This is a genomic window from Chitinophaga sp. (assembly GCF_017745275.1).
GTDB lineage: Bacteria > Bacteroidota > Bacteroidia > Chitinophagales > Chitinophagaceae > Chitinophaga.
Genome location: NZ_JAGHZS010000010.1, coordinates 94,309 through 119,281 on the forward strand (window position 1 = coordinate 94,309; position 24,973 = coordinate 119,281).

18 protein-coding genes are annotated in these 24,973 nt (G+C 46.0%); 8 read left to right on the forward strand and 10 right to left on the reverse strand.

Features of this window, described 5'->3' with window-relative positions; all coding sequences use genetic code 11:
- Nucleotides 1-33: 33 nt before the first annotated feature.
- The 4 genes from J7623_RS27135 to dnaE form a co-directional block, all read right to left on the reverse strand.
- Nucleotides 34-1,638 (reverse strand): T9SS type A sorting domain-containing protein, encoded by a 1,605-nt coding sequence (locus tag J7623_RS27135; RefSeq protein WP_291926932.1) that lies wholly within the window; start codon nt 1,636-1,638, stop codon nt 34-36.
- A complete protein-coding gene (locus J7623_RS27140) occupies nt 1,638-3,251 on the reverse strand; it encodes a hypothetical protein (protein WP_291926935.1) in 1,614 nt (537 codons plus the stop codon). The genes J7623_RS27135 and J7623_RS27140 overlap by 1 nt, the downstream gene beginning before the upstream one ends.
- A gap of 39 nt (nt 3,252-3,290) precedes the next feature.
- Entirely contained in the window at nt 3,291-4,850 is a 1,560-nt protein-coding gene (locus J7623_RS27145) for a hypothetical protein (RefSeq protein WP_291926937.1), read from the reverse strand.
- A gap of 755 nt (nt 4,851-5,605) precedes the next feature.
- Nucleotides 5,606-9,250 (reverse strand): DNA polymerase III subunit alpha, encoded by a 3,645-nt coding sequence (gene dnaE, locus J7623_RS27150; RefSeq protein ID WP_291926940.1) that lies wholly within the window; start codon nt 9,248-9,250, stop codon nt 5,606-5,608.
- A gap of 134 nt (nt 9,251-9,384) precedes the next feature.
- Here dnaE and J7623_RS27155 point away from each other — a divergent pair, with 134 nt between their 5' ends.
- From J7623_RS27155 to J7623_RS27180, 6 genes are all read left to right on the forward strand, one after another.
- Nucleotides 9,385-10,059 carry a C40 family peptidase gene (locus tag J7623_RS27155; protein WP_291926942.1) on the forward strand — a complete coding sequence of 225 codons (675 nt, stop codon included), beginning with the start codon at nt 9,385-9,387 and terminating at the stop codon, nt 10,057-10,059.
- A gap of 91 nt (nt 10,060-10,150) precedes the next feature.
- The gene (locus J7623_RS27160; RefSeq protein ID WP_291926945.1) at nt 10,151-11,089 is read left to right on the forward strand and encodes a hypothetical protein; all 939 of its coding nucleotides are present in this window, start codon (nt 10,151-10,153) and stop codon (nt 11,087-11,089) included.
- The gene (locus J7623_RS27165) at nt 11,082-11,774 is read left to right on the forward strand and encodes a methyltransferase domain-containing protein (protein WP_291926948.1); all 693 of its coding nucleotides are present in this window, start codon (nt 11,082-11,084) and stop codon (nt 11,772-11,774) included. Before J7623_RS27160 ends, J7623_RS27165 begins: the two co-directional genes overlap by 8 nt.
- 22 nt (nt 11,775-11,796) lie before the next feature.
- Nucleotides 11,797-12,795 carry a polysaccharide deacetylase family protein gene (locus J7623_RS27170; protein WP_291926951.1) on the forward strand — a complete coding sequence of 333 codons (999 nt, stop codon included), beginning with the start codon at nt 11,797-11,799 and terminating at the stop codon, nt 12,793-12,795.
- Between the two features lie 3 nt (nt 12,796-12,798).
- Nucleotides 12,799-14,040 carry a glycosyltransferase gene (locus tag J7623_RS27175; protein WP_291926954.1) on the forward strand — a complete coding sequence of 414 codons (1,242 nt, stop codon included), beginning with the start codon at nt 12,799-12,801 and terminating at the stop codon, nt 14,038-14,040.
- An 8-nt stretch (nt 14,041-14,048) separates the two neighbouring features.
- Nucleotides 14,049-14,804, forward strand: a complete 756-nt coding sequence (locus J7623_RS27180; RefSeq protein WP_291926957.1) for a glycosyltransferase family 2 protein — start codon at nt 14,049-14,051, stop codon at nt 14,802-14,804.
- 115 nt (nt 14,805-14,919) lie between these two features.
- Here J7623_RS27180 and J7623_RS27185 read toward each other — a convergent pair whose 3' ends face one another.
- Entirely contained in the window at nt 14,920-17,415 is a 2,496-nt protein-coding gene (locus J7623_RS27185) for a YfhO family protein (RefSeq protein ID WP_291926961.1), read from the reverse strand.
- Between the two features lie 344 nt (nt 17,416-17,759).
- Between J7623_RS27185 and J7623_RS27190 the strand changes: the two genes are divergently transcribed.
- The gene (locus tag J7623_RS27190; protein WP_291926964.1) at nt 17,760-18,566 is read left to right on the forward strand and encodes a queuosine precursor transporter; all 807 of its coding nucleotides are present in this window, start codon (nt 17,760-17,762) and stop codon (nt 18,564-18,566) included.
- A gap of 122 nt (nt 18,567-18,688) precedes the next feature.
- On the opposite strand, the gene J7623_RS27195 is transcribed toward J7623_RS27190, so the two are convergent.
- Complete coding sequence (locus tag J7623_RS27195; protein ID WP_291926967.1) at nt 18,689-19,141, reverse strand: NUDIX domain-containing protein; 453 nt, start codon at nt 19,139-19,141, stop codon at nt 18,689-18,691.
- 20 nt (nt 19,142-19,161) lie between these two features.
- Complete coding sequence (locus J7623_RS27200; protein WP_145670833.1) at nt 19,162-20,100, reverse strand: magnesium transporter CorA family protein; 939 nt, start codon at nt 20,098-20,100, stop codon at nt 19,162-19,164.
- Nucleotides 20,101-20,187: 87 nt separating this feature from the next.
- Between J7623_RS27200 and J7623_RS27205 the strand changes: the two genes are divergently transcribed.
- A complete protein-coding gene (locus J7623_RS27205) occupies nt 20,188-21,681 on the forward strand; it encodes a lipopolysaccharide biosynthesis protein (protein WP_291926978.1) in 1,494 nt (497 codons plus the stop codon).
- Between the two features lie 252 nt (nt 21,682-21,933).
- Here the strand turns inward: J7623_RS27205 and J7623_RS27210 are convergent, their stop codons facing one another.
- The 3 genes from J7623_RS27210 to J7623_RS27220 form a co-directional block, all read right to left on the reverse strand.
- Nucleotides 21,934-23,115, reverse strand: coding sequence for a TDP-N-acetylfucosamine:lipid II N-acetylfucosaminyltransferase (locus J7623_RS27210; protein WP_291926980.1), 1,182 nt, complete (start codon nt 23,113-23,115; stop codon nt 21,934-21,936).
- 94 nt (nt 23,116-23,209) lie between these two features.
- Nucleotides 23,210-23,995, reverse strand: a complete 786-nt coding sequence (dapF, locus tag J7623_RS27215) for a diaminopimelate epimerase (protein ID WP_291926984.1) — start codon at nt 23,993-23,995, stop codon at nt 23,210-23,212.
- Nucleotides 23,996-24,025: 30 nt separating this feature from the next.
- Entirely contained in the window at nt 24,026-24,904 is an 879-nt protein-coding gene (locus J7623_RS27220; RefSeq protein WP_291926987.1) for a nucleoside phosphorylase, read from the reverse strand.
- Nucleotides 24,905-24,973 lie beyond the last annotated feature (69 nt).

Below are 24,973 nucleotides of genomic sequence, written 5' to 3' on the forward strand. Positions count from 1 at the left end.
TAATATTAAAATGAAATGCCCAGCCTGGCCTCATTAATGTACTACCACCATTTTAGTCGTCATCATTAACCGGTCGGAATCTTCTGTATCATAGAATGTCAGGATGTACAACCCGGCCGGCAGATCTGATTTGGAAACGAAGGTATGGTTACCGCTGAGCAGCCGGTTATCCCGTTCCCGACCTAACACATCGTGGGTAACCATGCGCAGTTTATGGTGTATACCCACCAGGTTTACAGTAAAGTTACCATTGTTGGGATTGGGGCTGATGGTGATTTCAATCAGCCACGGTACTTTTTTAACAGCGCTGTAGACGATTTTGCCATCCCGGCCAAATATTTTTAAACGGTAGTAAGTCCAGTTATCATACTCGTCATCATCACGGTAGTTGTAGTCGAGTGCGCCAATGCTGGTGCCGTTCAGGCTATGCGGCGCAATTCTGGCCACCGTGTAAAAGCTGTCTTCATTTTCGCGGTGGCGCTGTAATTCATAATGATCGAGGTTGAGTTCTTTGGTGGTACGCCAATGGGTGCCCACCCAGCGGATGGTTTCGCGATAAGCTTCAAAGAAAAGTGCCACATCGGAGGTAACTTTATTGAAAGAGGCTAATGATAAGAAGGTGTTGACTTCCCCGTCGTTCCCGAATGTTCTGCTATTAATATAGTTGCGGCGTAAAGCTGCACCGGTGCTAAGTGTGCCCGGTGTAACCACTCCTGAAGGTGGCACGGTATCCCATGCCACACCGCCTGCAAGGCGGGTAACATAGCTGCTGTCGCGATTAATGGAAAACGCGGGTGTTTCACTTTCTTCAGGGTGCTGGAGTAATACGGTCACATTGTTCAATGCGCCGGAGTCCTGTTTTACATGCCAGGTTTTCAGTGTATAACCTGAGGTGTTCATATCTCCGGAAAGGCCATATTGGTAAACGTTATCAAATACTCTGGCCTGGATAGTTTTCGGGTTACTGCTATTGTTGTTCACGGCCATAGGAGAGTAGCTGTCGGTGGTGCTGCCAACAGGGTATACCACCATTCCGCTGGCAGTAGTGATTTGTTCTCTGAAAAGGAAACCGCCTGCCGGCTGACTACCGGTTACCACAAAGGCTTTGTTGGAGTAGCCGGTGATAGTGCCCGGATCGCCGTTGCCTACTACCAGGTTCCAGCCATTTAGCAGCAGATGACCGGTTTCAAAATTCAGGTTATAGCGGATCTTCAGATCACTTAAATCGTCGAGATGAATGTTATTGCTGTTGCCAATGCTCAGGTTAGGGAAGCTGGCGCCAGTGCTCCCACTGGCGCTATAGCCTCCGTATATATGCTGGACACCTGTGTTAATACCTTTTACCTGCAGGAAGCGAAAAATGCCGCCCATATTGGGTTGGTGATTGTTGTTATAATCATTTTCATCGGGCAGGGCCGCATCATTGCTGTTTTCCCATTTATTGCCGTAGAAATTAATCACACTTCCTTTTAGCGAACCAAACCGTCCCTCATTTTTTACATCGCTGAAAATAGCAACGGTATCACGCTGGTGCACACTGATATTTCCTCCGGGGGGAACATACACGCCAGTTTGTGCCAGGCATAGTTGTGTTCCGGTTAAGAGGCAGGTGATCATATGGAGTGTAAACCAGCGCATCAGGGATTGATAACGGTGATGTCAAAAGTAACGGTGCCGAGTTTCTGGTTGCCGCCAGCACCTGCACCGGTATTGATAAAGTTGATAGTGATAGTGTTGACTGCACTGATGAAGGAATAAGCAATGGCCAATCCCTGTGGCAGCGCGGTACGGGGATTCACGATTACGGACGCATTCACATTGGCACCTGTAACAGTGGCTGTTTTGGTGAGACTGCTGGTGGTGGTGATATTGGTGGTACCATCTGACAGTGAAAAGCTGGATTTAATCATGCTGCTCACTACAGTGCCGGCAGCGCCCAGTTTAAAGTTGCCTCCTACATCTAATTTGGCGGATGGAGCGGTATTGGCAATGCCCACGTTGCCGGTTCCATCTATCCTCATGGCTTCGTTGGCGCTGGAAGTACCGCCGGTGATGAACATCATATTTTTATTGGCGGTGCTATTACATATCACGAAGTTGTTACCGGTAGCATACAGGTAGGCGGTATTACCGCCGCCGATCACTGTTCCATTGCCATTGCCTGCGGAAGTGATACCCATGTCAATGAAGTTGGAGCCACTTCCGTTGTTGGCACTGGCTACTACATCCACGCTGGCGTTCGGGCCACCATGCAGATTGGTGATGCCCATCTGGAGACTGCCGTTCACGGTTCCCTGTCCACGTATAAGATTGGTGGAAGTAGAGGTGCCTCCATCTACCAGCAGGCGTTCCGGATTGGTAGCGTTAAAGGCACTACTGCCAATACCTACACTACCAGTGGCGTTAATGCGCATTCTTTCGGTGTTGTTGGTAATAAAAGGCAGATCGAAATTGGTGGTGGTACCCAGGTTTTGTACTGCGGCAACTCCGTTGCCCCCAAGCAGCCAACCGCCTGCGGAGCCTGAAAATGAAATGGTACCGTTAACCTTGTCATAAGTAATCCCGCTACCTGCGCTGAACAATGAGCGCACTTTTAAGTAGAAATTTGCAATATTGGTAGTATCAATGGTGGAAAGTTTATTGTTGAAAGTATTCCAATCGGTGCTGCTCAGATATCCATTGGTAGTAGCCGAAGCCTGGCTGATGCCAATTACGCCGTTGCTGTAAGTGATAGGAGCCGTTCCGGAGAACAGACTCCTCACTTTCACGCTAAAATTTGCAATATTGGTAGTATCAATGGTGGAAAGTTTATTGTTGAAAGTATTCCAATCAGTGCTGCTCAGGTATCCATTGGTAGTAGCAGAAGCCTGGCTGATGCCAATTACGCCGTTGCTGTAAGTGATAGGAGCCGTTCCGGAGAACAGGCTCCTCACTTTCACGCTAAAGTTGGCTATATCGATTGTATCTACCGCGAACAATGTTTTCTTCCAGGAGCCTGCACTACGCACTCTCAAGCTGTTGTCCCCTTTGTAAAAGAGAACGGTACCGTCTTGCGCAGTAGTCAATGGCGCTACAGTGGTATCGGTTATCCTGGTAAGTAGTAATCCCTGATTTTTACTTTCCAGTTCCAATACGGAAGCTTTGTTAATGATGCTGGGGGTACTACCCAGTTTCAGTTGCTGCCCAACTGAAAACAAAGGAAATAACAGTATTGACACCGCCAGCGGGGGGAAATGCAATATGCTTTTCATAGCAACTAGTTGAATGATGAGAGAAGTGGGGGAAAACCGCTACTTCTTAATCACATACCAGTCGGTTCCATCTGTTTGTATAGTTACAAAGGTCCAGTCGTTGTAAATAATATAATTACTGGATCCGTCTATAGTACCGCCACTGGTGGCTATGGTTACTTCTTTATCAATGCCGCCGCTACCAATTTTCTTGATGGTATAGATACGGCCTGCAATAGTACCAGGACTGGGCAACGTGATGGTAAGTGCGCCGCTGGTGGCATCTGCGAGGATGGTATTGTCGGCGGCGGTGGCAGTATAGCTACTGGTAACTTTGGTAAGATTGGTAGCTACGGAACCTACTACCTGGAAGCTGGAATTAGCCTTGGTACCTTCGGCAACGCCTACTGCCAGTGAATCGCGGAAACTTTTGTAGCCGGCAAAAGTTTGACCGCTAAGGAGATTGATCACGCCTCTTACTGTAGTGGAGGCATCAGGAACGTTGATCACTGTTTGTGTAGCAGAGCTGCTATCGATATTTATATCATTTACCGTACCAGCACTCTTGCCGATGACCAGTGTTTTAAAGGCGTTGTCATTCAGCAACTTCTTTACAACTGTGCCATCTGTTCGCCTGATCAGCACATTGTTGCTGTCAGTGGGGGCGGCACTATTAATATTGGTCAGTATTACGTTGCCATCAATAGTGGCATTTTGCACAACATGTACATTGTTCTGGAATGTTTTATTACCACCAAAGGTCTGGTCGCCTGCTGAAACGCCACCGGGATTAGTGGCATCGGCTGCGTGCAGTGTCAGTGTTCCATTATTCACACTAATACCATTGGGGTCTGGTGCAGTAGCAAATAAAGTATGCAGTATCTGGAACCTGGCGGATGAGTCAAAACGTAGCCAGTCGTTGTAAGACAGTAAACCGCGGGAAGTAACACCAGTACCACTTTGCGTAGGGATGTTGAGCGTATGTACACCATTGGTGGAAGTAATGGAGAAGTCTTTTGCGGCGGTGCTGTCAATCGCAAATGTTTGTACAGAATCCCTTAACCCATTTAATGATACAATGGCGTTATTGAAGGCAGAAGCGGCCATGGTACGTTGCAGGAGAGTACCTGTGGCAGGATCTATCACCACTACCTGTACCTGGTTAGTACCATCAGGGATAGTACCCGCTGCTACTTTAATATTTCCATTGGCGGATAAACGCATTCTTTCTGCATTACCTGTTTTGAATACCAACGCCTGCTGGTCAGTGGTTCCCAGGAAATTCTTAGTGGAGTCCAAACCGGCATTACCAATGGTATTCCAGTTACCATTATTTGCCACACTGTCTACAGACATTTTCTGCCACAAGCCATTCTTCCTGATGAAGAGGCTGGAGGAATCCGTCACATAAATGATCATCCCGTCCGGAGCGGTATTGAGGGGGGCAGCAGTAAGGTTGGCGCCTGGTATCCTCGGCAGTAAAAGCCCCTGGCGGGTGCTTTCCAGTTCCAGTATGGAGGATTTGTTGATCTGGCTGGGATTAGAACCTACTTTTAACTGCGCAAACGCTGTGGCGTTGCTTAATAAGAACAAGATCACCGTAAAAATTCTACACTTCATGACTGTTGTTTTGATAGGTAATTGATAAAATGATTGAGAAGCGCAAACAGCTGTTACCTGGACGCCTGAAGGCATCCTGTCATTGAATCGAATAACTATTAATTCAGTAAATCGCCAACTTATTGGTCATGCAACCATGCTGGAAAGCAAATATGATGTGTGTTTTGTACTGGAAAAGGAAGGATTACTTATTGCCGTGGACAATGAAGGAGCATAGCATCATCTGTTGATGCATAATTACGGAGTCAATGTGCTGCGGTTAATAGGTAATACAACCTGATTCTAAACTGGATTTTACATGAATAAGATGGAGAGATGCATATCCTTCAGGACATATGACATATGTGCCGGTTACGAGGTGATACAACCCGCCATTAGGATGCTCTCACAAGAGGTGGTTAAAATATGCGATAAGAATGTTCCAACTATCAAAAGGTATGGAGGAGTAGTTCAAGTATTCGGTTTGTTACTCTCTATCAACGTTGCCAGCAAACGTAAAACAGAGATACTAATTGTGTATTCCTCTTAATTAAAGATAAAATAGGTTTTTTATGTGAAGAAAATATTTTGGCCAATTATTAAAAGAAAACAGGGAAAGTTCTTATTTCCCGGTTTAACGTAAAATGGATTCAGCGCCAAAGGGCATAAAGTGTATATTTTACTTTATTGGATGGGGGCTTAGCTCCCTGGACTATAAACGAAAATGGCAGGAGCGCCTCCTGCCATTTTCGTTTATACTTGTGCATTACCAATACTTATTTATTGATTAGCTCTATATACACATCGATGTCGGGTTGCTTATGCAGAAAAACCGCCAGCTCGTCATTCATCTCAATATTCCTGTTAAAAGTATGCAATTTGGCCTGGGTTTGATTATCGCGGTCTGTCAGGTGTACATGCAGGGTACTATTGCCCGGAAAGCGGTTTACATTGTCTACCAGGAAGTCTACGGTTTCCCGCTTGATGAACTTCGGCATGGTATTCAGAAAAATCTGTTTGGTATGTGTTTTCTTCACTTCCTGCAGCAATTGTATACCATTTACCTTAAACTCATATTCGTTATCGTTGAAACGTTTGGATTTGAAGCCCCCATTGATAAAGAGGCATAATCCCGGTTTCAGGTATGGCGCAAAGCGGATGAAATCTTCACTCCACAAAGCAAATTCAAATTTACCGGTATAATCTTCAATCGTCATAACCCCAAACTGCCGGTTGTTGCGGGAAATTCTTTCCTGTGCGCTGGTAATATATACGGCCAACCGGAAGTTACGCTCTCTTGCACGTCCGCCGGTGCCGCCGGGTTGTGCAATCTCAGTCTGGTATTCTACCAGCTCCTGCACCGAATTCATATGATAATGCTTCATTTCAAAGCGATAATCATCCAGCGGATGCCCGGAGATGTAGATACCGGTAATATCTTTCTCGTTGTTCAGTTTCATGATCAGCGGCCACGGATCACAGTTTGGAATTTTTGGGGGCTCTACATCCGGGAGGTCATCTGCGCCGAAGAGGCTACCGATATTGGAGGAGCCCGCGCTTACCTGCTGACCAAACTTTACGATTTTATCCAGGCCGTTGAGCTGCTCGCCTTCCGGCTTGTGGAAGTATTGTGCACGGTGTAATTCAGGGAAGCTGTCGAAAGCACCGGACATCACCAGGGCTTCCAATGATTTCTTGTTGACAGCACGCTGATTCACGCGTTTAATGAAGTCAAATATATTCTTGAAAGGACCGTCTTTTTTACGCTCTTCCAGCAGGTTTTCAATGGCTGCTTCACCTACGCCTTTCAATCCTCCCAGTCCGAAGCGTACCTGGCCCTGTTTATTCACCGCAAAACCTTTGAAAGATTCATTCACATCCGGCGGCAATACGTCGATGCCCATACGTTTGGACTCTTCCATGAAGAAGGTGATCTTTTCAATGTTGCTGGCGCAGTTCAGTACCGAAGCCATATACTCAGAAGGGTAGTGGGCTTTCAGGTAGGCTGTCTGGTAAGCCACAAAGGCATAACAGGTAGAGTGGGACTTATTGAACGCATAAGATGCGAACGCTTCCCAGTCGGTCCATACTTTGTCGCATATTTTAGGATCATGGCCATTTTTGGCGCAGCCTTCCATGAATTGCGCCTTCATCTTATTCAGAACCGCGATCTGCTTTTTACCCATGGCTTTACGGAGTACGTCCGCATCACCTTTGGAGAAGTTCGCCAGTTTCTGACTCAGCAACATCACCTGCTCCTGGTATACCGTGATACCGTAGGTATCGTTCAGGTATTCCTCCATTTCGGCGATATCGTATTGTACCGGCTCCAGTCCGTGCTTACGACGGATAAAGGAAGGGATGTACTCCAGTGGTCCCGGACGGTACAAGGCGTTCATCGCAATGAGATCGTCGAATCTATCCGGTTTCAGCTCGCGCAGGTATTTCTGCATCCCGGGCGACTCGAACTGGAACGTTGCGTTGGTTTCTCCTTTTTGATAGAGGTCGTATGTTTTGGCGTCATCCAGTGGAATATTGTCTATTTCAATGGTGATGCCATGGTTTTGACGGATGAGTTCCAGCGCACCTTTGATGATGGTAAGGGTTTTCAAACCCAAAAAGTCCATCTTGATAACGCCGGCTGACTCGATGATGCTTCCTTCGAATTGGGTAACGAGGAGGTCAGAGTCTTTGGCAGTAGAAACGGGAATGAGGTCGTAGAGGTCCTGCGGGGCGATGATGATACCAGCCGCGTGGATACCGGTATTACGTACGGAACCTTCCAATACGCAGGCTTCGCGGAGTACTTCTCCCTGCAGGTCGTTGCCGGTGATCAGTTCCCGTAGCTTTTTCACGTTTTCAATATCTTCCCCGGCGAGACCTTCTTTATCAGCGAGGCTCTTTTCTCCTTCCAGCGGGGCATTGAAGATACGGTCCAGTTGGATGCCGGGCTTGTCTGGTACCAATTTGGCCAGCCCGTTGGATTCTACCAGTGGCAGGTCCATTACGCGGGCAACGTCTTTGATACTCATTTTAGCGGCCATGGTACCGTAGGTGATGATTTGCGCCACCTGGTTACGGCCATATTTCTGTACTACGTAGTCGATTACTTTCTGGCGGCCCTCATCATCGAAGTCCGTATCAATATCGGGCATGCTCTTACGTTCCGGGTTGAGGAAACGCTCAAACAGCAGGTTGTATTTAATGGGGTCTATATTGGTGATACCAATACAGTAGGCCACTGCAGAACCGGCTGCGGAACCACGGCCCGGACCAATGAATACGCCCAGTTCACGACCTGCTTTGATGAAGTCGGCCACGATGAGAAAGTAACCGGCAAAACCCATGTTTTCGATTACGCCTAATTCAAAGTTGATACGTTCTTCAATATCGGCGGTCATTTCCAGGTAACGGCTGCGGGCGCCTTCATAGGTGATGTGCCGCAGGTACTGGTCCTGGGTAATAAATTCTTTTGGAATAGGGAAGTTGGGCAGCAGGATATCTCTTTTTAAATCCAGCAGCTGTACTTTATCTACAATTTCGTTGGTATTGTCAATGGCCTGCGGAAGATCATGAAACAATTTGCTCATTTCTTCCGTCGTCTTAAAATAAAACTGGTCGTTATAAAACGCGAAGCGGCCTTTTTTAGGGCCAGCGCTGTCGTCGTCAGAAAAATCTTTGTTGGTAGGGGTGCTTTTCTTTTCGCCGGTGTTGATGCAGAGCAGGATGTCGTGTGCATTGGCATCGGCCTGATCTACATAGTGGGAATCGTTGGAAGCGATTACTTTTACATTGTATTTCTCTGCAAAGCGCAACAGTACGGCGTTTACCTGGTCCTGTTCCGGAATACCGTGGCGTTGCAGCTCTACATAAAAATCATCTCCAAAAATATCCAGCCACCAGCGGAACTCTTTTTCACCGGCTTCTTCGCCATGGCGAAGAATAATCCTGGGAACAGAAGCACCTAGGCAGCAGGTAGTAGCGATGAGTCCTTTGTGGTATTGCAGTACCAGCTCTTTATCGATACGGGGATATTTACCATATAGCCCTTCCATATATCCCAGCGAACAAAGTTTGATCAGGTTGCGATAACCTTCATCATCTTTTGCCAGTAATACCTGGTGATAACGTACATCTTTTTCTTCTCTTGTAAAGGCGCGTTTATGACGGTTTTCTACCACATAAAATTCACAGCCTACAATTGGTTTAACTTTTAATCTTTTATCTTTCGGATCGCCCGGGTTGAGTTTATTATTATATGCCTCTGCCACAAACTGAAAAGCGCCAAACATGTTACCATGGTCTGTAATGGCCAGGGCAGGCTGATTGGAAGCCATGGCTTTTTTATACAGTGATTTGATATCGGCGGCACCATCCAGTAAGGAGAATTGGGTATGAACGTGTAAATGGGAGAAATTCATCAGCTAATCTATTTCGTCAAGCGACAAAAGTACGGGAAAAATGCAGAAAGCAGAACGTTAGAAATAAAAAGCCATTAGAAAGGGCTGAAAGTAAATATCTTACATTATTTTAGCGAAAATTTAGCCTGCCGATTATGATCAGAGTAAAGGGACATTTATTTGTGAAGTTATCGATTTGTGCATTGTCACTTAGTTCCTGCGCTTCACTAAAGAAAAGTACGACCAGTAAGAAAACCACTACCACACCAGCTACCAGCGGCAACAACAGACCGGTTGAATTTATAGATGGCATCGCCACAAACCGGCATCCCCGCAATAGTAACAGCTTTAACAATAAGGATATCAGTATCAGTAAAAATATTACGAGGGGCAGCGCTAATCTTGAGAATGCACAGAGCTGGCAGTTTAAATATGCGCAGTTACTGGATGTTCCCGTGGAAGACGTGTTAAACCAGAAGCTATATAGCTTTATTGAAGAATGGTGGGGAACTCCTTACCGGTTGGGTGGGAAAACCCGCGCTGGTATTGATTGTTCCGGATTCGTGAACACCCTGATGAATGCGGTGTTCCAGTCTGGCCTTTCCGGTAATTCTGCGGATTTGTATACGCAGATAAAGAGACTCAGTGTACGTGATTTACGTGAAGGCGACCTGGTATTTTTCCGGATTCATAAGAAGCGAATTTCCCATGTAGGGATCTATCTCGAGAACGATAAATTTGTACACGCATCTACCAGCGCAGGTGTGATCATCAGTGATCTGAATGAGCCTTACTGGAAGCGTTATTTTGCCGGTGGAGGAAGACTCTGAACCCGTTCTACACATTTGTTTTATTGTTAATTTTATCCGATTTTTACCGTTTTAACTTAACCACCCCGCTTTGCGGGGACTTATTACATTTATGGAATTCGCTCCCATCGTACTATTTGTTTATAACCGGCCGGATTTGACGCTCAATACTTTGCAGTGCCTGCGTAAAAACGAGGAAGCGAAAGAAAGCACCCTGTATGTGTACTGTGATGGCGCTAAAGCGGGCGCTTCACCGGAACAGTTGCAGCTGATTAAACAGGTACGGGAAATAGTGCACAGCCAGCCATGGTGTGGGAAGGTAGTGGTTTTTGAAGCGGAGAAAAATAAAGGACTGGCTACTTCCGTGATTGATGGAGTAACAGAAGTGATCAGCAAGCATGGTAAAATAATTGTTTTGGAAGATGACCTCACGCTGTCGCCCTTCTTCCTGAAATATATGAACGATGCACTGACCAAATACGCAGATGAAGAAAAGCTGATGGCAGTACATGGTTATCTGTATCCTTTTGAGATACCAGCCAGCTTTACCGACAGCACTTTCCTGGTACATGATCCGGGCAGTCTCGGATGGGGTACGTGGAGCCGTGCCTGGAGCAAGTTTGAGCCGGATACTGATAAGGTGATGATGCAGATAAAAGCCAAAGGACTAAAACGGCCATTCGACTTCTGGGGAGCTTATCCTTTTTACAGGATGTTACGTCAGCATAAAAATGGTAAAGTCAGTTCCTGGGCCATTCGCTGGAGAGGTACAGCCTATCTGCATGATATGCTGACCCTGTACCCGGTGAAATCATTGGTAAGACATGATGGTAATGTTGCCTCTGCCACACATCACTATAAAGAGGAAGACTGGCTACATACGGAAGTGTATCAGTCGCCCGTTCCGGTTGATGATATCCCGGTAAGGAATAACCTGCCAATGGAAAAGTTGTTTGCGAAATTCCTGCGGGCTAAAGCAGGGATGACCGTCCAGGCAAAAATTAAAAACAGGCTTAAAAAATACTGGAAAAAAATAACCGGCCATGCTTAAAATCATTCGGAATGTTATCAGAAAAATGAAGCGGGAGGTCATTTCACCGGTATCCTGGGATAATTTAAGAAAGCTGCAACCTGTGTCGCCTGCTTTTGGGTGGAGCAGGGGCACTCCGGTAGACCGGCATTATATTGCGGCCTTTCTCGATGCACATCGGGCCGATATCCACGGTCATGTACTGGAAATTGCAGAAAGCAGTTATTCCAAACAATATGGTTCACAGGTAAGCAGTTTTGAAGTATTGCATGTGCAGGACGGGGCCAATGTTACTATTGTAGGTGATCTGACAAATATGGCTTCGTTACCTGCGGATAAAATTGATTGCTTCATTTGTACGCAGACCTTTAACTTCATTTATGATTTCAAAACAGCCATTGCCGGCGCTCATCACCTGTTGAAACCAGGAGGCGTACTGCTGGCCACTTTAGCGGGAGCTACGCAGATATCTGCATACGATCAGCAGCGCTGGGGTGATTATTGGCGTTTTACCGTACAATCGGCAGAAAAAGTATTTGGTGAAGTTTTTGGGAAAGATAATATCGAGGTCATTTCATATGGAAATGTACTCACCTGTACGGCTATTCTGCAAGGCATTTCCGCCGAAGAATTATTACCGGAAGAGCTGAATTACCAGGATCCGGTATACCCGATTATTATTGCAGTAAGGGCAAAGAAAGCCTGATACGATTATAAAGTACTATCTGATGGGAAACGTGAGTCAAAAAGTATTTTCAGTGATGCACTATGTAGCGAACAAAGTGCAGCGGCCGGCGGTGATATTATTGTATCACCGGGTCACTACCTTACAACAGGACCCACAGGAGCTGTCTGTTACGCCCGTCAACTTCAATGCACAGCTCACCCACCTGGCCTCCGATTACACCGTGTTGGACGCCGATCGGTTTTTATATCATGTGAAAAATAAAAAGGCATTCCCGGAAAGGTCCGTGTTCATTACATTTGACGATGGATACGCCGACAACTACCATGAAGCATTGCCGATACTGACGCAACGCGAGGTACCCGCCCTGTTTTATATCACTACTTCCAAACTGAATACCCCGTATGAATTGTGGTGGGATGACCTGGAACGTATCCTGCTCACCGACAGCAACCTGCCACCGGTTTTAAAGATCAATATCAACGGACGGATGTGGCAATATCCTACCAATACGCTCATGGCTATACGGGAAACCTATTATGCCCTGCAGCAGGTATTACGTTTTTGCAAGCCGGATATGATTGATGCTGCAATGGCACAGTTATACGAATGGTCCGGCAAAGACGCTACCGGAAGGCCTTCTCACCGCCTCATGACCTGGGACGAGCTGAAAGGCATGAACAATGCCGCCTATGCTACCATTGGTTGCCATACCCACCGGCATCCGGCAGTAGGGATGTTAAGTTATGAAGAGCAACTGGCGGAAATAGGCAAGTCGAAAGAAATATTGGAAGGTACATTGGGCGCCCCCCAGGTACATTTCTCTTATCCTTTTGGCGGCCGTAAATTTTTAGGTTCCAAAAGATATTACAACGCAGATAGTATAAAAGCCTGTAAGGAACTGGGTTTACAACTGGTAACGGCCAATTACTACGGACAGGTGCATAGCTGGAGTAATCCATACGCATTGCCCCGTATCCTGGTACGCGACTGGCCCATCGATGTGTTTCGCAGGCATATGCAACAGTTCTTTAAATACTAGCGGGTGAGAATACTTTTTATCAATAAATATGAGAACAGCGGAGGTGCCGCGATTGCCGCACAACGGATAGCAGCGGGGCTTTCACAGTATTATCATACCGAAAATCATTTTGTGGTAGGTACGCACCGGGCATCTGCCGGTGTTACGGTTACCCGCCCCGGTATGGTACGCAACGTAATAGAAAGGGGACTGAACGTAGTTACCAATAAGCTGGGATTACAATACTTATATTTTCCTTTTTCTTCGCCCGCTATTATGCGTGCTGCGCGCGCTTTTCAGCCGGATATCATCAGCTTGCACAATATACATGGCGGCTACTTCGATGCTACGTTATTACCGCGGTTATCTGTTGTAGCACCGGTAGTATGGACGTTGCACGACATGTGGGCCCTTACCGGCAATGCCGCGCATACCTTTGGGGATACTGCCTGGAAATCAGGCCGGGCCGGCAAATCAGAGCACAAGCATTCGCCTGCCATGGGCTTGCCTACCGGCAATTACCTGATGCGCAGAAAGCAACGCCTGTATGCCGCCAGCGACCTGCATATCGTTTCTCCTTCCGAATGGCTGTACGATATGACGATGGAGAGTCCACTCACCCGGGAGGAACCGTTGTATCATATCCCCAATCCAATTGATACTGATTATTTCCAGCCACAGGATAGAGCAGCGTCACGGCAGGCATTGGGATTACCTGCTGATGCACCTGTGATCACCTTTGTATCCGAGCGGTTGTTTAACAGCGAGTTCAAAGGAGGAGCAGAGTTGCTCCATATTTTACAACGGCTGGATCAACAGTTAACGCATAAAGTATACCTGCTGATGATTGGCAGGGATCGCATACCTGGCACATTTAAACACCTGGAATGTGTGTACACCGGCTACGTGAAGGATACCCAGAAAATGATTCAATGCTATAGTGCCAGTGATATTTTCTTTTATCCCACTAAAGCAGATAATTTACCAAATGTGCTGATAGAAGCCAGCAGCTGTGAAACGGCCTGTATTACCTTTGACGTAGGGGGCTGCCGGGAAATAGTGAAGCATGGGGAAACCGGCTATGTGATTGCGCCGGGTAACCAGGAGGCATTTGCCACGCATACCTTGTCGTTGTTGCAGGATCCGGCGCGCTGCCGGCAATTTGGTAAAGCAGCGCGGGAATACGTAGAACAGCGATTTAGTATGCCGGTGGTAGCAAAACAGTATTACGAGTTGTTTCAATCCGTGGTAAAGGAACCACTATAATTATTTACATGAGTCAGTCAGCAAACCCGGTATTGAGCATTATCACCGTGTGTTTTAATGCGGAGAAATTTATAGAAAGCACGATTCAGAGCGTGCTGGCGCAAACCTACCCGCATATAGAATATATCATTGTGGATGGCGCCTCTAAGGATAATACACTGGGCGTGATTGAAAAATACCGTTCCCGTATTGCCAAAGTGATTTCTGAAAAGGATAAGGGCCTGTATGATGCCATGAATAAGGGCATGCAGCTGGCTACGGGTGATTACCTGTTGTTTTTAAATGCAGATGATGTATTGGCAGATACAGACGTGGTGAGTAAAATGTTTGCCACCTGTGCCCATGCAGACGTGTACTATGGGGAAGCCATGTTCATGGATGAAAATGGTGTTGACATTGGTTTGCGTTCTGAACAAACGCCGCATAAAGTACCGGAGCAACTTACCTGGAAAAGCCTGAAACATGGCATGGTGGTATCGCATCAGGCGTACATCATTCGTAGGAGTTTAAGCCCGTTGTATGATTTACAATATAAAGTTTGTGCAGATATAGACTGGATGATCCGCACTTTAAAAGCGTCCAGGAACATTTGCCATACACATGTAGTGGTAGCGCGATTCAGGGTAGGAGGTACTTCCAAGCAACATCAGCAACTGGCCTGGAAAGAGCGGTATAAGATATTAAGCCGCTACTATGGGCATATCCCTAATTTTGCGCATCATTTGTTTATTGGACTGCGATACATCTTTTCCAAGCGATATTAGTGGAGCAGAAAGCATAAAGCAGAAAGCAAAAAGCTATTGAGGCGATTGACAAAAGCGAATAAGTAATCAAATACTCGCTCTTGTCAATCGCCTCAATAGCTTTTTGCTTTCTGCTTTATGCTTTCCGCTCCTTCTTCAGATATTGAAAAAACTCCCATCCAAACACGCCGATTACTATCAGCAGCAGCAATGCGGAGGAGATGTTGGCGATTTTCAAACCAGTGAAAATGGTAGTAGGTTCGAAGCGCATTTCAATTTTATGATCACCTGCAGGAATTTTAAGGCCGCGCAGGGCGTAGTTGGTGCGGATGATATCGGTGGGTTTGTCATCGATAAATGCTTTCCAGCCGGCAGGGTAGTATATTTCAGAGAATACGCCGAAGCCATCCTGGGGGTTGTGCGAAGCATATTCCAGTTTATTCAGGCCGTATTTGGTGAGCTTGATGCTGGCGCTGCTATCGGCGCTGGTTTTGAAATTGCCCATCTGTGCGGCGAAGCGTTTGTCGATCACGGCAGAATCGCGGGTGTTCAGGTAATCCAGCGTTTTCATTTCCGTGTTGGCATCTGGCGCCCAAACGATATCTTTTACAAACCAGGCATTACCATAAGCGCCGGGGTTGCGTTGCGCCACCGGTTGACCACTTTTCTGATCTGGTACAATAAAATATTTCGTGTTGAGCATATTCAGCACGTGCATATTTTGTTTTGAGATCTGGTGGGTGATGAGATCCTGGTAGATCCACAATTTAGCAGGGCTATAGCCACCAATGTTTTTGTGGAAGTAGGAAGGAGATGCATCATCGAATGGTGCGGTGGTAACGTTAAATACGCGGTAATATGGATCCGGATCCTGCTTGATCTGCTGATCGGCAGGTGATGGCTGTAATACCTGCATATAGCTGAGATCATCTACGAAGCTGTCGTTATTCAGGTAATTTCTATCTACCTGTAACAGGTCGATAGCCACAGCGCCGGTGATGATCAGCAGGGCGGCCTGCCATTTTATTTTATCCTGGAGGTAAGCCCAGATAGCGCCGGCAGCGATGAGGATGAAGATAGCGGAGCGGAATGCATCTTTGATGAGGAGGCTGCTGCGATCTTTCTCCAGGGCGCGGATCAGGAGTTTGCCGTTTTCTTCGCCGCCCATCATCTGTGCGAAATAGCCTTGCATGTTGGCATCGCTGGCGCTGCTGAAGCCGGTGAAGAAGTAGCTGATGAGTACGAAGCCGAGGAGTATACCACCGGTAATGAGCAGGGCTTCTTTCAATTTTTTCAGCAGTTCTGCTTTGGTGAGTTTGCTGGCGATTACCTCCTGTAAGCCCCAGCAGCCCAGCACTACGAAAGTAAGGGAGGGTAATACCAGTGCCTGTGCAGGCGCGCGGAATTTATTGTAGAGGGGGAGATGATAGAACAGGAAATCATTGATGAATGCCATGTTTTTACCCCATGCCAGTATAAAGCCAACAATAGTTACACCTACCAGCCACCATTTATGCCAGCTTTTCACTAACAGTAACGATAATACGAAAAGAAAGCAGATGATAGCGCCTACATATACCGGGCCGGAAGTGCCTTTGGCCTGGGCGCCGTAGTATACCGGCAATTTCTGTTGTTCTACAAACTGTTCTACCTGTTGCGCAGGTACGCCCAGGCTGATCATTTGCTGCGCGAAATTGGAATTGCTGCCCAGTTTCTGTGCGGAGGAGTTACCTACGTAGCCAGGGATGAGGAAGGTACCTGATTCGGCTTTACCATAACTCCAGTCGTATGCGTAATCTATATCCAGGCCGGTAGATTTCTTTTGTGCAATATCGCCCTGGTCGAGGGTAAGCTCAGATTTGCTGCCACGCATGGTATAGTCGGTATACTCGCGGAGCATCAACAGGCTGTCCATAGAAGTAAGTATGGCCAGTGCGCCGGCAATGGCCAGCAGACCGGATGCTTTCAGGAACTGTGGTATTTGCTTCTCCCGAAGGGCATGAATAAAGGCGCCTATTGCCAGGCAGCCCACCATGATGAGGGTATAATAAATAATCTGCAGGTGGTTATTATAGATGAGCATGCCGGTAGCCAATGCTGTTAATGCAGCACCGGTGATCAGTTTACCGCGGTAGGTGAGAATAATTCCCGCCAGTACAGCCGGCATGAGGGCGATGTCGAACATTTTGGTGATATGGCCTACGTCTATAATGATCACGTTGTAGGAGCAAAACGTGAAGGCAACGGCACCCATGATGCGGATCCAGTATTTGAAGTCCAGGATACAGAGGAGCAGGTACATGCTCAACATGGCCAGGAACAACATATTAATAGGGAATGGTGTTTTCAGGGTCGCGATGGTGTTCATCCAGGCCACCCGGTTGGTACCCGGGCCGGTATAAATCACGTAAGACGGCATGCCTGAAAACATGCTGTTGGTCCATAAAGGGCGTTCACCGGTTGCTTCATAAAAGTCCTTTGCCTCTTTCGCCATTCCCTCCACATTTTTCATGTCGGCCTGGTTTACAACTTTGCCTTCCAGGACGGGAGAACAATACACCACTGCCAGCAGCAGGAAGATACCTATTGCTGCAAGGTGCGGAAGAATGGCTTTTAGCCAGTTTTGCTTCATCGGATATTTTGGATTTAGTTTTAAAGAAACAAAAATAACTGTAATTTATCCGAAATTTCAATATGCGCTGGATACGGTTCCTTTTAAAATTTGCATTTATATGCAATCTGTGCTTTCTCATCAGTGAAATCCTGCGTATTACCGTATATGATCATGCGTTAGATACTATCGTGAATCATGTGCTGGTACTGGGTGTAGGGATTGCTTTTCCGTTGAATGGATTGGTGTGTGTGTTGACAGGGGTACTCTTATTGTTAAAAAAAATACAATGGAAGACACTGCCTCCCTGGTTATATTTGCTCAACATTGCCATTTTTATATTTCAACTCATAGTTAATTACTAAATGATCAAACAGTTATTAAACGACAAGCCTACCAAGCTGTTCGTTATATTCACCAGTTTTTTTGTGGCCAACGCATTGATTGCAGAATGTATTGGCGGTAAACTATTTTCGCTGGAACAGCTATTCGGTATGACGCCGCATAAATTCACCCTGTTTGGAGAGTCGGGCCTGTCCTATACTTTAACCGCAGGGGTGTTATTATGGCCGTTGGAGTTTGTGATGACAGATATTGTGAATGAATATTTTGGTCCGAAGGCGGTGCGCCGTATTTCTTATATCGCGGTGGCATTGATTTCCTATGCGTTCATTATGTTCCTGGTGGCTATCAATGTGCCGGCCGACGGCTGGTGGGTAGGCAGCAAGGCAGCCGACGGTGTTCCCAATATGCAAACGGCCTTTACAAGTATTTTCGGACAGGGCATGTGGATCATCCTCGGTAGCTTAACCGCTTTCCTGGTAAGCCAGATCGTGGATGTTACGGTATTTCACCGCATTAAAAAACGCACGGGCGATAAACACGTATGGTTGCGGGCAACCGGCTCCACTATTGTATCGCAGTTGGTAGACAGCTTCATCGTATTATTTATTGCCTTTAAGCTGGGGAATAACTGGAGCTGGCAAAGGGTGTTGGCCATTTGTATGGTGAACTACAGCTACAAATTTGTATTGGCAGTAGCGCTTACGCCGTTGATCTACCTGTTGGAACACCGGATAGAACGTTTCCTGGGGCATGATCTGGCAAAGAAAATGAAATTAGCGGCAATGGGGAAGGAGCATCCGCTCGTTGACCCGATTGTTAGTGATTAGCAGAAAGCATAAAGCATAAAGCAAAAAGCCATCAGAGCGATTAACCAGCGGGTATATTATTTATCCGCATTAATCATTCGCTCCGATGGCTTTTTGCTTTCAGCTTTACGCTTTATGCTCAATTAATATCTTTCCTTAATAATATCCGCTACTACTTTATCAATGGGTAAAGTCACCGCATCGGCGGAAAACTCACGCCAGTCGATCCAGCGGGCGCGCTCTACTTCTTCCACGCCTTCCGGTACGGTAAAGTCGAAGGGTTTGGTGCTGACGTTGGCAGTAAATGGTGAGGTAGGTGTTACCAGGTAATAGATGGAGATGATTTGTGTTTCATTATCAAATGCAGAGATCTGGAAGAAGTCGGTAGTATAAATGTGCTCCACAACTTTTACATCTTGCCCCAGTTCTTCCTGCCATTCTCTTATCACACATTCGATGGTTCCTTCTCCAAATTCGAGGCCACCGCCGGGAAATTTGGTATAATAACCCCCACGGATATACTCATCGCTGACCAGCACCTGTTGGTGTTCATTGATCATGATGCCGTATACTCTTACGTTAAATCCTGTTTTCATATGGTAGTATCAATTAATGGTTAGAACCATTTCTTCTTCATAAAATACCAGCTGATCACTACAGAAATAGCGATGGAAAGGATTACTGGTATATAGAAGGCGTGCATGGTATGCTGATAGGGAATGTCTACGTTCATGCCATAGATACTGGCTACCAGCATGGGAAATGTAAGGATGATGGTAATAGACGTTAAGCGCTTCATTACCACGTTCAGGTTATTGGAGATGATGCTGGCAAAGGCATCCATGGTACTGCTGAGGATATTGGTGTATACATTGGCCATTTCCAGCGCCTGGGAAGTGTCTACAATCAAATCCTGCAGGAATTCTTTCTCATCTTCATTGAGGCCCAGGAAATTGGTACGTTCCAGTTTCATCAGCAGGAGTTCATTGCTGCGCAGGGCGGTCACGAAGTATACCAGGCTTTTCTGGATCCGCATGATCCCTAATAACTCTTCATTCCGGTTGGAATCATAAAGTTTCGCTTCCAGCATGTTCCTGCGCTGGTTGATTTCTTTCAGATAATCCAGGAAGTTGATGACCACTTTTTCGAAGATCTTGAGCACCATCATATTCCTTTTCTCGGGAGAGCGGTTATGGAAGGTGTTCAGGAATTTCTTGATCGCCGTATTATCGAAGGAGTTGACCGTGATAATCTGGTGGTGGGTCAGGATAATTACAATCGGGATCGTGATATAGAAGGCATCACTTTCGTTGATGGAATTATTTTCGGTGGGGGTTTTCAGTACAATGAGTTTCACATTGTCTTCCAGCTCAAACCTTGATTTTTCGTCGATATCGAGGGAATCCGTGAGGAAGTCCAGGGGGATATCCAACTCTTCGGATAACTGTTCAAATTCGGCCTGTTTCAGCGGAGGGGTAATATTCACCCAGGCGCCGTTTTCAGGCTGTTTTATTTCTACAGTTTTGGAATCTATATTTGTGAAATACTGGATCATCGGGCGCAAAGGTAGTTAAAATGTTGAATCCTCTTCCATATTACGTAATATTGCACATTGGGAATAATTAATTTTATTTATATATAAATGGGCGTAATAAAACAACAGAGTATAAAGTCAACATTGCTGATTTACATTGGTTTTGCGGTAGGAGCTATTAATGTTGTCATCCTGTTTCCCCATGTATTCGGGAAGAATGAGTTCGGATTAACCCGGTTGTTGCCAGAAATTGCCATGGTCCTCGTGCCGATTTGTACCCTGAGTGCTGTCCCTACCATCAGCCGTTTTTTCCCTTATTATGCCAGTCATGTAAAGAATAAAGATAACGATATGTTAACCTGGTCGGTGCTGGCAACATTGATAGGGTTTAGCTTATTTGTGTTGGGGAGCATCTTTTTTAGGGAGTCGATCATCAATGCTTATAAAGACAAATCCCCTTTATTCGTTACTTATTTCTACCTGTTATATCCTAACGTTTTTTTATTTGCCCTGTTTGGCGTGTTCGAGAGCTACAGTGCCTCCCGTCATTTGTCGGTGTTCCCGAACTTTCTGAAAGAGCTGGTAATGCGTTTATTAACGACCGTGTTGATAGGCGCATATTATTTCCGTTGGATCAGTTTAGATGTTTTCCTCTGGCTTTTTTCCTTGTTATATGGTGCGTTATTGCTGGTGCTGATGATATATCTTTACCGGCACCATTATCTGCATTTCACTTTTAAGGTGAGCAACGTGACCCGCAGGTTGTCCCGGCAGATGCTTACCTATTCGGTTTCGCTGTTGGGTGCTACGTTGTTTACGCTGCTGGCGAAAAACCTGGCTCCGCTTATCCTGGCGAGCAAGAATGGTTTGGGAGATGTGGCCTACCTGACCATTGTGACTTACGTGTCCATGTTGATTTTAATACCACAGCGTAGTATTTCTACTATTGGATTGCCGGTATTAGCACAGGCCTGGAAGGAAAGAGATATGAAGAAGATAGATGAAGTATACACGAAGTCTTCTTTGCTGCAGTTGATTTACGCAATGTTCATTTTCCTGGTGATCTGGTTAAATATCGATAATTTTTTTATGCTGTTGCCAGAAGGGTATAGCAGCGGAAAATATGTGGTGCTGTATTTTGGTATTGCCAGGGTGATTGACATGGGGACCGGCCTGAATAGCCAGGTGCTGGCTACTTCCCGTTTCTGGCGCTACGACCTGTATAGCTCCATTGTGTTACTGGCTTTCTCTTTCCCACTAAACTTTTACCTGATCAATGATTTTGGCCTGGACGGTTCTGGCTATGCCGAGCTGATTTCCATATTTATATTTAACCTCATCCGGTACTTGTTTATCTGGATAAAATTTGGTTTGCAACCTTTTAACTGGGATACGGTAAAAGCGCTGGCGATATCGCTGGTAGCTTATCTTGCCTGCATGTGGATTCCTTTTATCATTCATCCTTTTATTGATATTGCCATCAGAAGCGCTTTGTTTGTGGTGATATTTGCTTCGCTGATACTGGTGTTCAAGGTGTCGGGCGATATTAATAGTACTGTGTATACCACGTGGAATAAGTTAAGAGGAAGAAGGGAGGAGTAAGTTTTTAGTGGTATCACATGTTGTGATACCACTAGTCAATGAAGGCTTTAGTGTTTTATGATAAATAAGTTGATCAACTGGTTCAAAGCACCCCGAAATATAGTCGTTATGGTTTCAACAACGGTGTTAGTGACATGTGTTTTTGTTGGCACCAGTGTGGAAGGAGTAATCCGCCTCGTTGTGTTTTTAGGCATAGCAATTATAATCGGCTATGCCGCTATCATCTTGATAAATAAACTATTTAAATAGTGGTTAATTCAATATTTCCTTCAATGCTTCCATCTTCATTTTCTCATCAAACAACCTATCTACAATTTCCACGTTCTTTTGAATAGTAGCCGCATTCAGTGGCGTTTTAAATTCTTCAAAATCCATGGTTCCGATTTCTTTGGAATCAAAAACGGCGATATCATTTGTTTTCAGCAGCTCATATAGGGTGCTGTTGCTGTGCAGGAATATTTTTTTACCTCTGTATAACAGCGCCAGTACGTTGCCGGCAGCTTGTGAACGGTAGTGGAACATCACTGCTACATCTACCTGTGCCAGCATTTTATAGTATTCATCACGGGCAAGGAAGCTGCGTAGCGCCATTACTTTGTCTGCACCAAAGATGCGGATAGCTTCACTTTGCACGAAGTCGGCGTATTGGGTATTGCCATAATTCAGCGGAATTACCAGCTTAATGGGCTGGTCTTTGTAAGCTGATAAAGCTTGTAACGCTTCCAGGTGGTTGTTGGTAATGGTGTCTGAGTTGCCCAGCAGGATGGTGGTAACGCCATTGCTTTTGGCAGCAGCATTGATCACTGCCTGTTCCGCCGCATCCGGTTTCTGGCCACAGTCGTAAAAGAAATATTTATGTTGTGCCGGTGTGGTATAATGGTTCTGCAGCCATTGGTAGTCGATATGACTCCAGTGGAGGAAGAAATTAAGTCTTTTAAAAAACAGGTCGCGGGTGCGGAGTATAGTGCGTTCCGGACCCTGGTAATTGAAAAAACGTTGGGCGAAGGACGTTAGTACCCGTTTTGGGCGCATGGGATTGAACTTCAGCTTTGGCCGTCCTTCCGTTTTTTCAAAGTAGGGGAGGCTCAAAGGTCCGTAAATCGTTTTTTTGAAACGGGAGGCTGGTACTTCTACCACATCACCACCCCAGAAGAACATACCGGTGGGCACATCGGAAGGCAGACTAAGTACCGCTTGTACAGCCAGGTCTGAGGCCCAGTGTACAAATACTTTATCTTTATTCGTGATTTTTTTTAAGATCGCTTTAAAAGCAGGTGTATAAAAGGGGGCGAAAGTTACCAGGTCGGACTTGACGAACTTTGCGTTTTTTTTCCAGTTATCAATGAGATAGACATTTTTTCCCGGAGCTACTTTTTCTGCATCACGAATGAAGTCATTGATAAACTTATCGTCAACCATTAAGTGATAATTCATGCCGGTTTATTTAAGTGGCTGCTATAATTGGATAGGGTGGAGACATAAAGCAGAATGCCGGTATTCCCGGCATTCTGCTTTTAAGCGGATATAATTATTTCACGGTGATATCACCTTCAAATACCAGTTTAGCGGGGCCGCAGAGCCAGATATCGCTGAAGGTACGTTCTCCGGTTTTGGTGAAGCGTACTTCCAGTTGTCCGCCTAAAGTTTGTACGGGTACAATGTATGCTTTGTTTTCTTTGCCGGCGAATGTTAGTGCGGCGGCGGTTACGCCGGTACCGCAGGAGTAGGTTTCATCTTCCACACCTCTTTCGTAGGTGCGTACAAAAATGCCACCTTCAAAGGGCTGTACGAAGTTAACGTTGGTGCCTTCGGCTGCAAAGCGTTCATTGTAGCGGATGCCACGGCCTTCATTGAAAACATCTACTGCCTGTACGTCTTCCACAAATTTTACGAAGTGTGGAGAGCCGGTGTTCAGGTAATAATAGAGGGGACCATGTTCAACATCATGCACATCAGACATTTTCAGGTTTACCCAGCTGTCGCCGTCCATGGTGGCTTCGTGTTCACCATCTACCGCAATGAAGTAGAGGTTGCCATCGCCTACACCCATTTTGTGGGCAAAAGCAACGAGGCATCTGCCACCATTACCGCACATGGAGCTTTCGCGGCCATCGGCATTGTAGTATTTCATGGCGAAGTCGTAGTCTTCGCTTTTATTCAACAACATTAATCCGTCTGCGCCGATGCCAAAGCGGCGATCGCACAATTCATTTACCTGTTCGTCTGTGAGCCAGTCGTATTTGCCGTCCCGGTTATCCATGATGACGAAGTCATTTCCGGTTCCCTGGTATTTATAAAAGTGGATATTGTTCATGATGACAAAGATAAAAAAATAAGCGATGGCTTATATACCGGCAATGATTCCCAGTCCTTTTTCGATCAGGGCGGCTACCGCTGCACCGCCGTCTTTACTGAATTCTTTGCGGATGCGGTTTGCAACGATGGCGCTGATAGAGAGGCATTCATGACCGAGTACGCGTCCCATTCCGTAAATGGCAGATGTTTCCATTTCGAAATTAGTGATGCGGTGTGATTCGTAAGAGAAGCCGGTGAGGTTATCGATCAGGTTAGGATTGGATAAGGTACCGCGCAGCACCCGGCCCTGTGGTGCATAAAAACCGGGGCAGGTAACGGTGATGCCTGTATGAAAACCATCTCTGAAATGATCGTGTAATTTGGTGGATGCTTCAAAGAGGCATGGATTGGCGCCACCGGGTTGCAGGAATACCTGTCCGCGGAAGGCTTCCAGCAGTTGTTTTTCGGCGGTGGTGTTTTCAAATGCGTAGTAGGGCATGAGGTTATCGAGGCCCAGGCCATGCGAAGAAACCACGAAGCTATCTACCGGAATGGCTTCCTGCAATGCGCCGGAAGTACCGAGGCGTATAATCTGCAAAGAAGTAAGATCAGGTTTAACGAGCCGGGTATTGAAATCAATATTGACGAGTGCATCCAGTTCATTAAGTACGATATCAATGTTATCGGTACCGATGCCGGTGGATACTACTGATAAACGTTTATTACCGATGTAACCGGTATGCGTTACAAATTCGCGGTGTTGAAATTTACCTTCTATTTTATCGAAGTGTTGACTTACGGCGCTTACACGATCGGGATCGCCAACGGTGATGATGGTGTGAGCCAGTTCATCCGGTCTTACGTCCAGGTGATACACCGCTCCGCGGCTGTTGATGATCAGTTCTGATTCAGCAATACGATTATCCATTGTACTAATTTTTATTTTTCACAAATCAACAATTCCTGTTTTCCAGCGTCAATATTCCTTCCTTCTGCC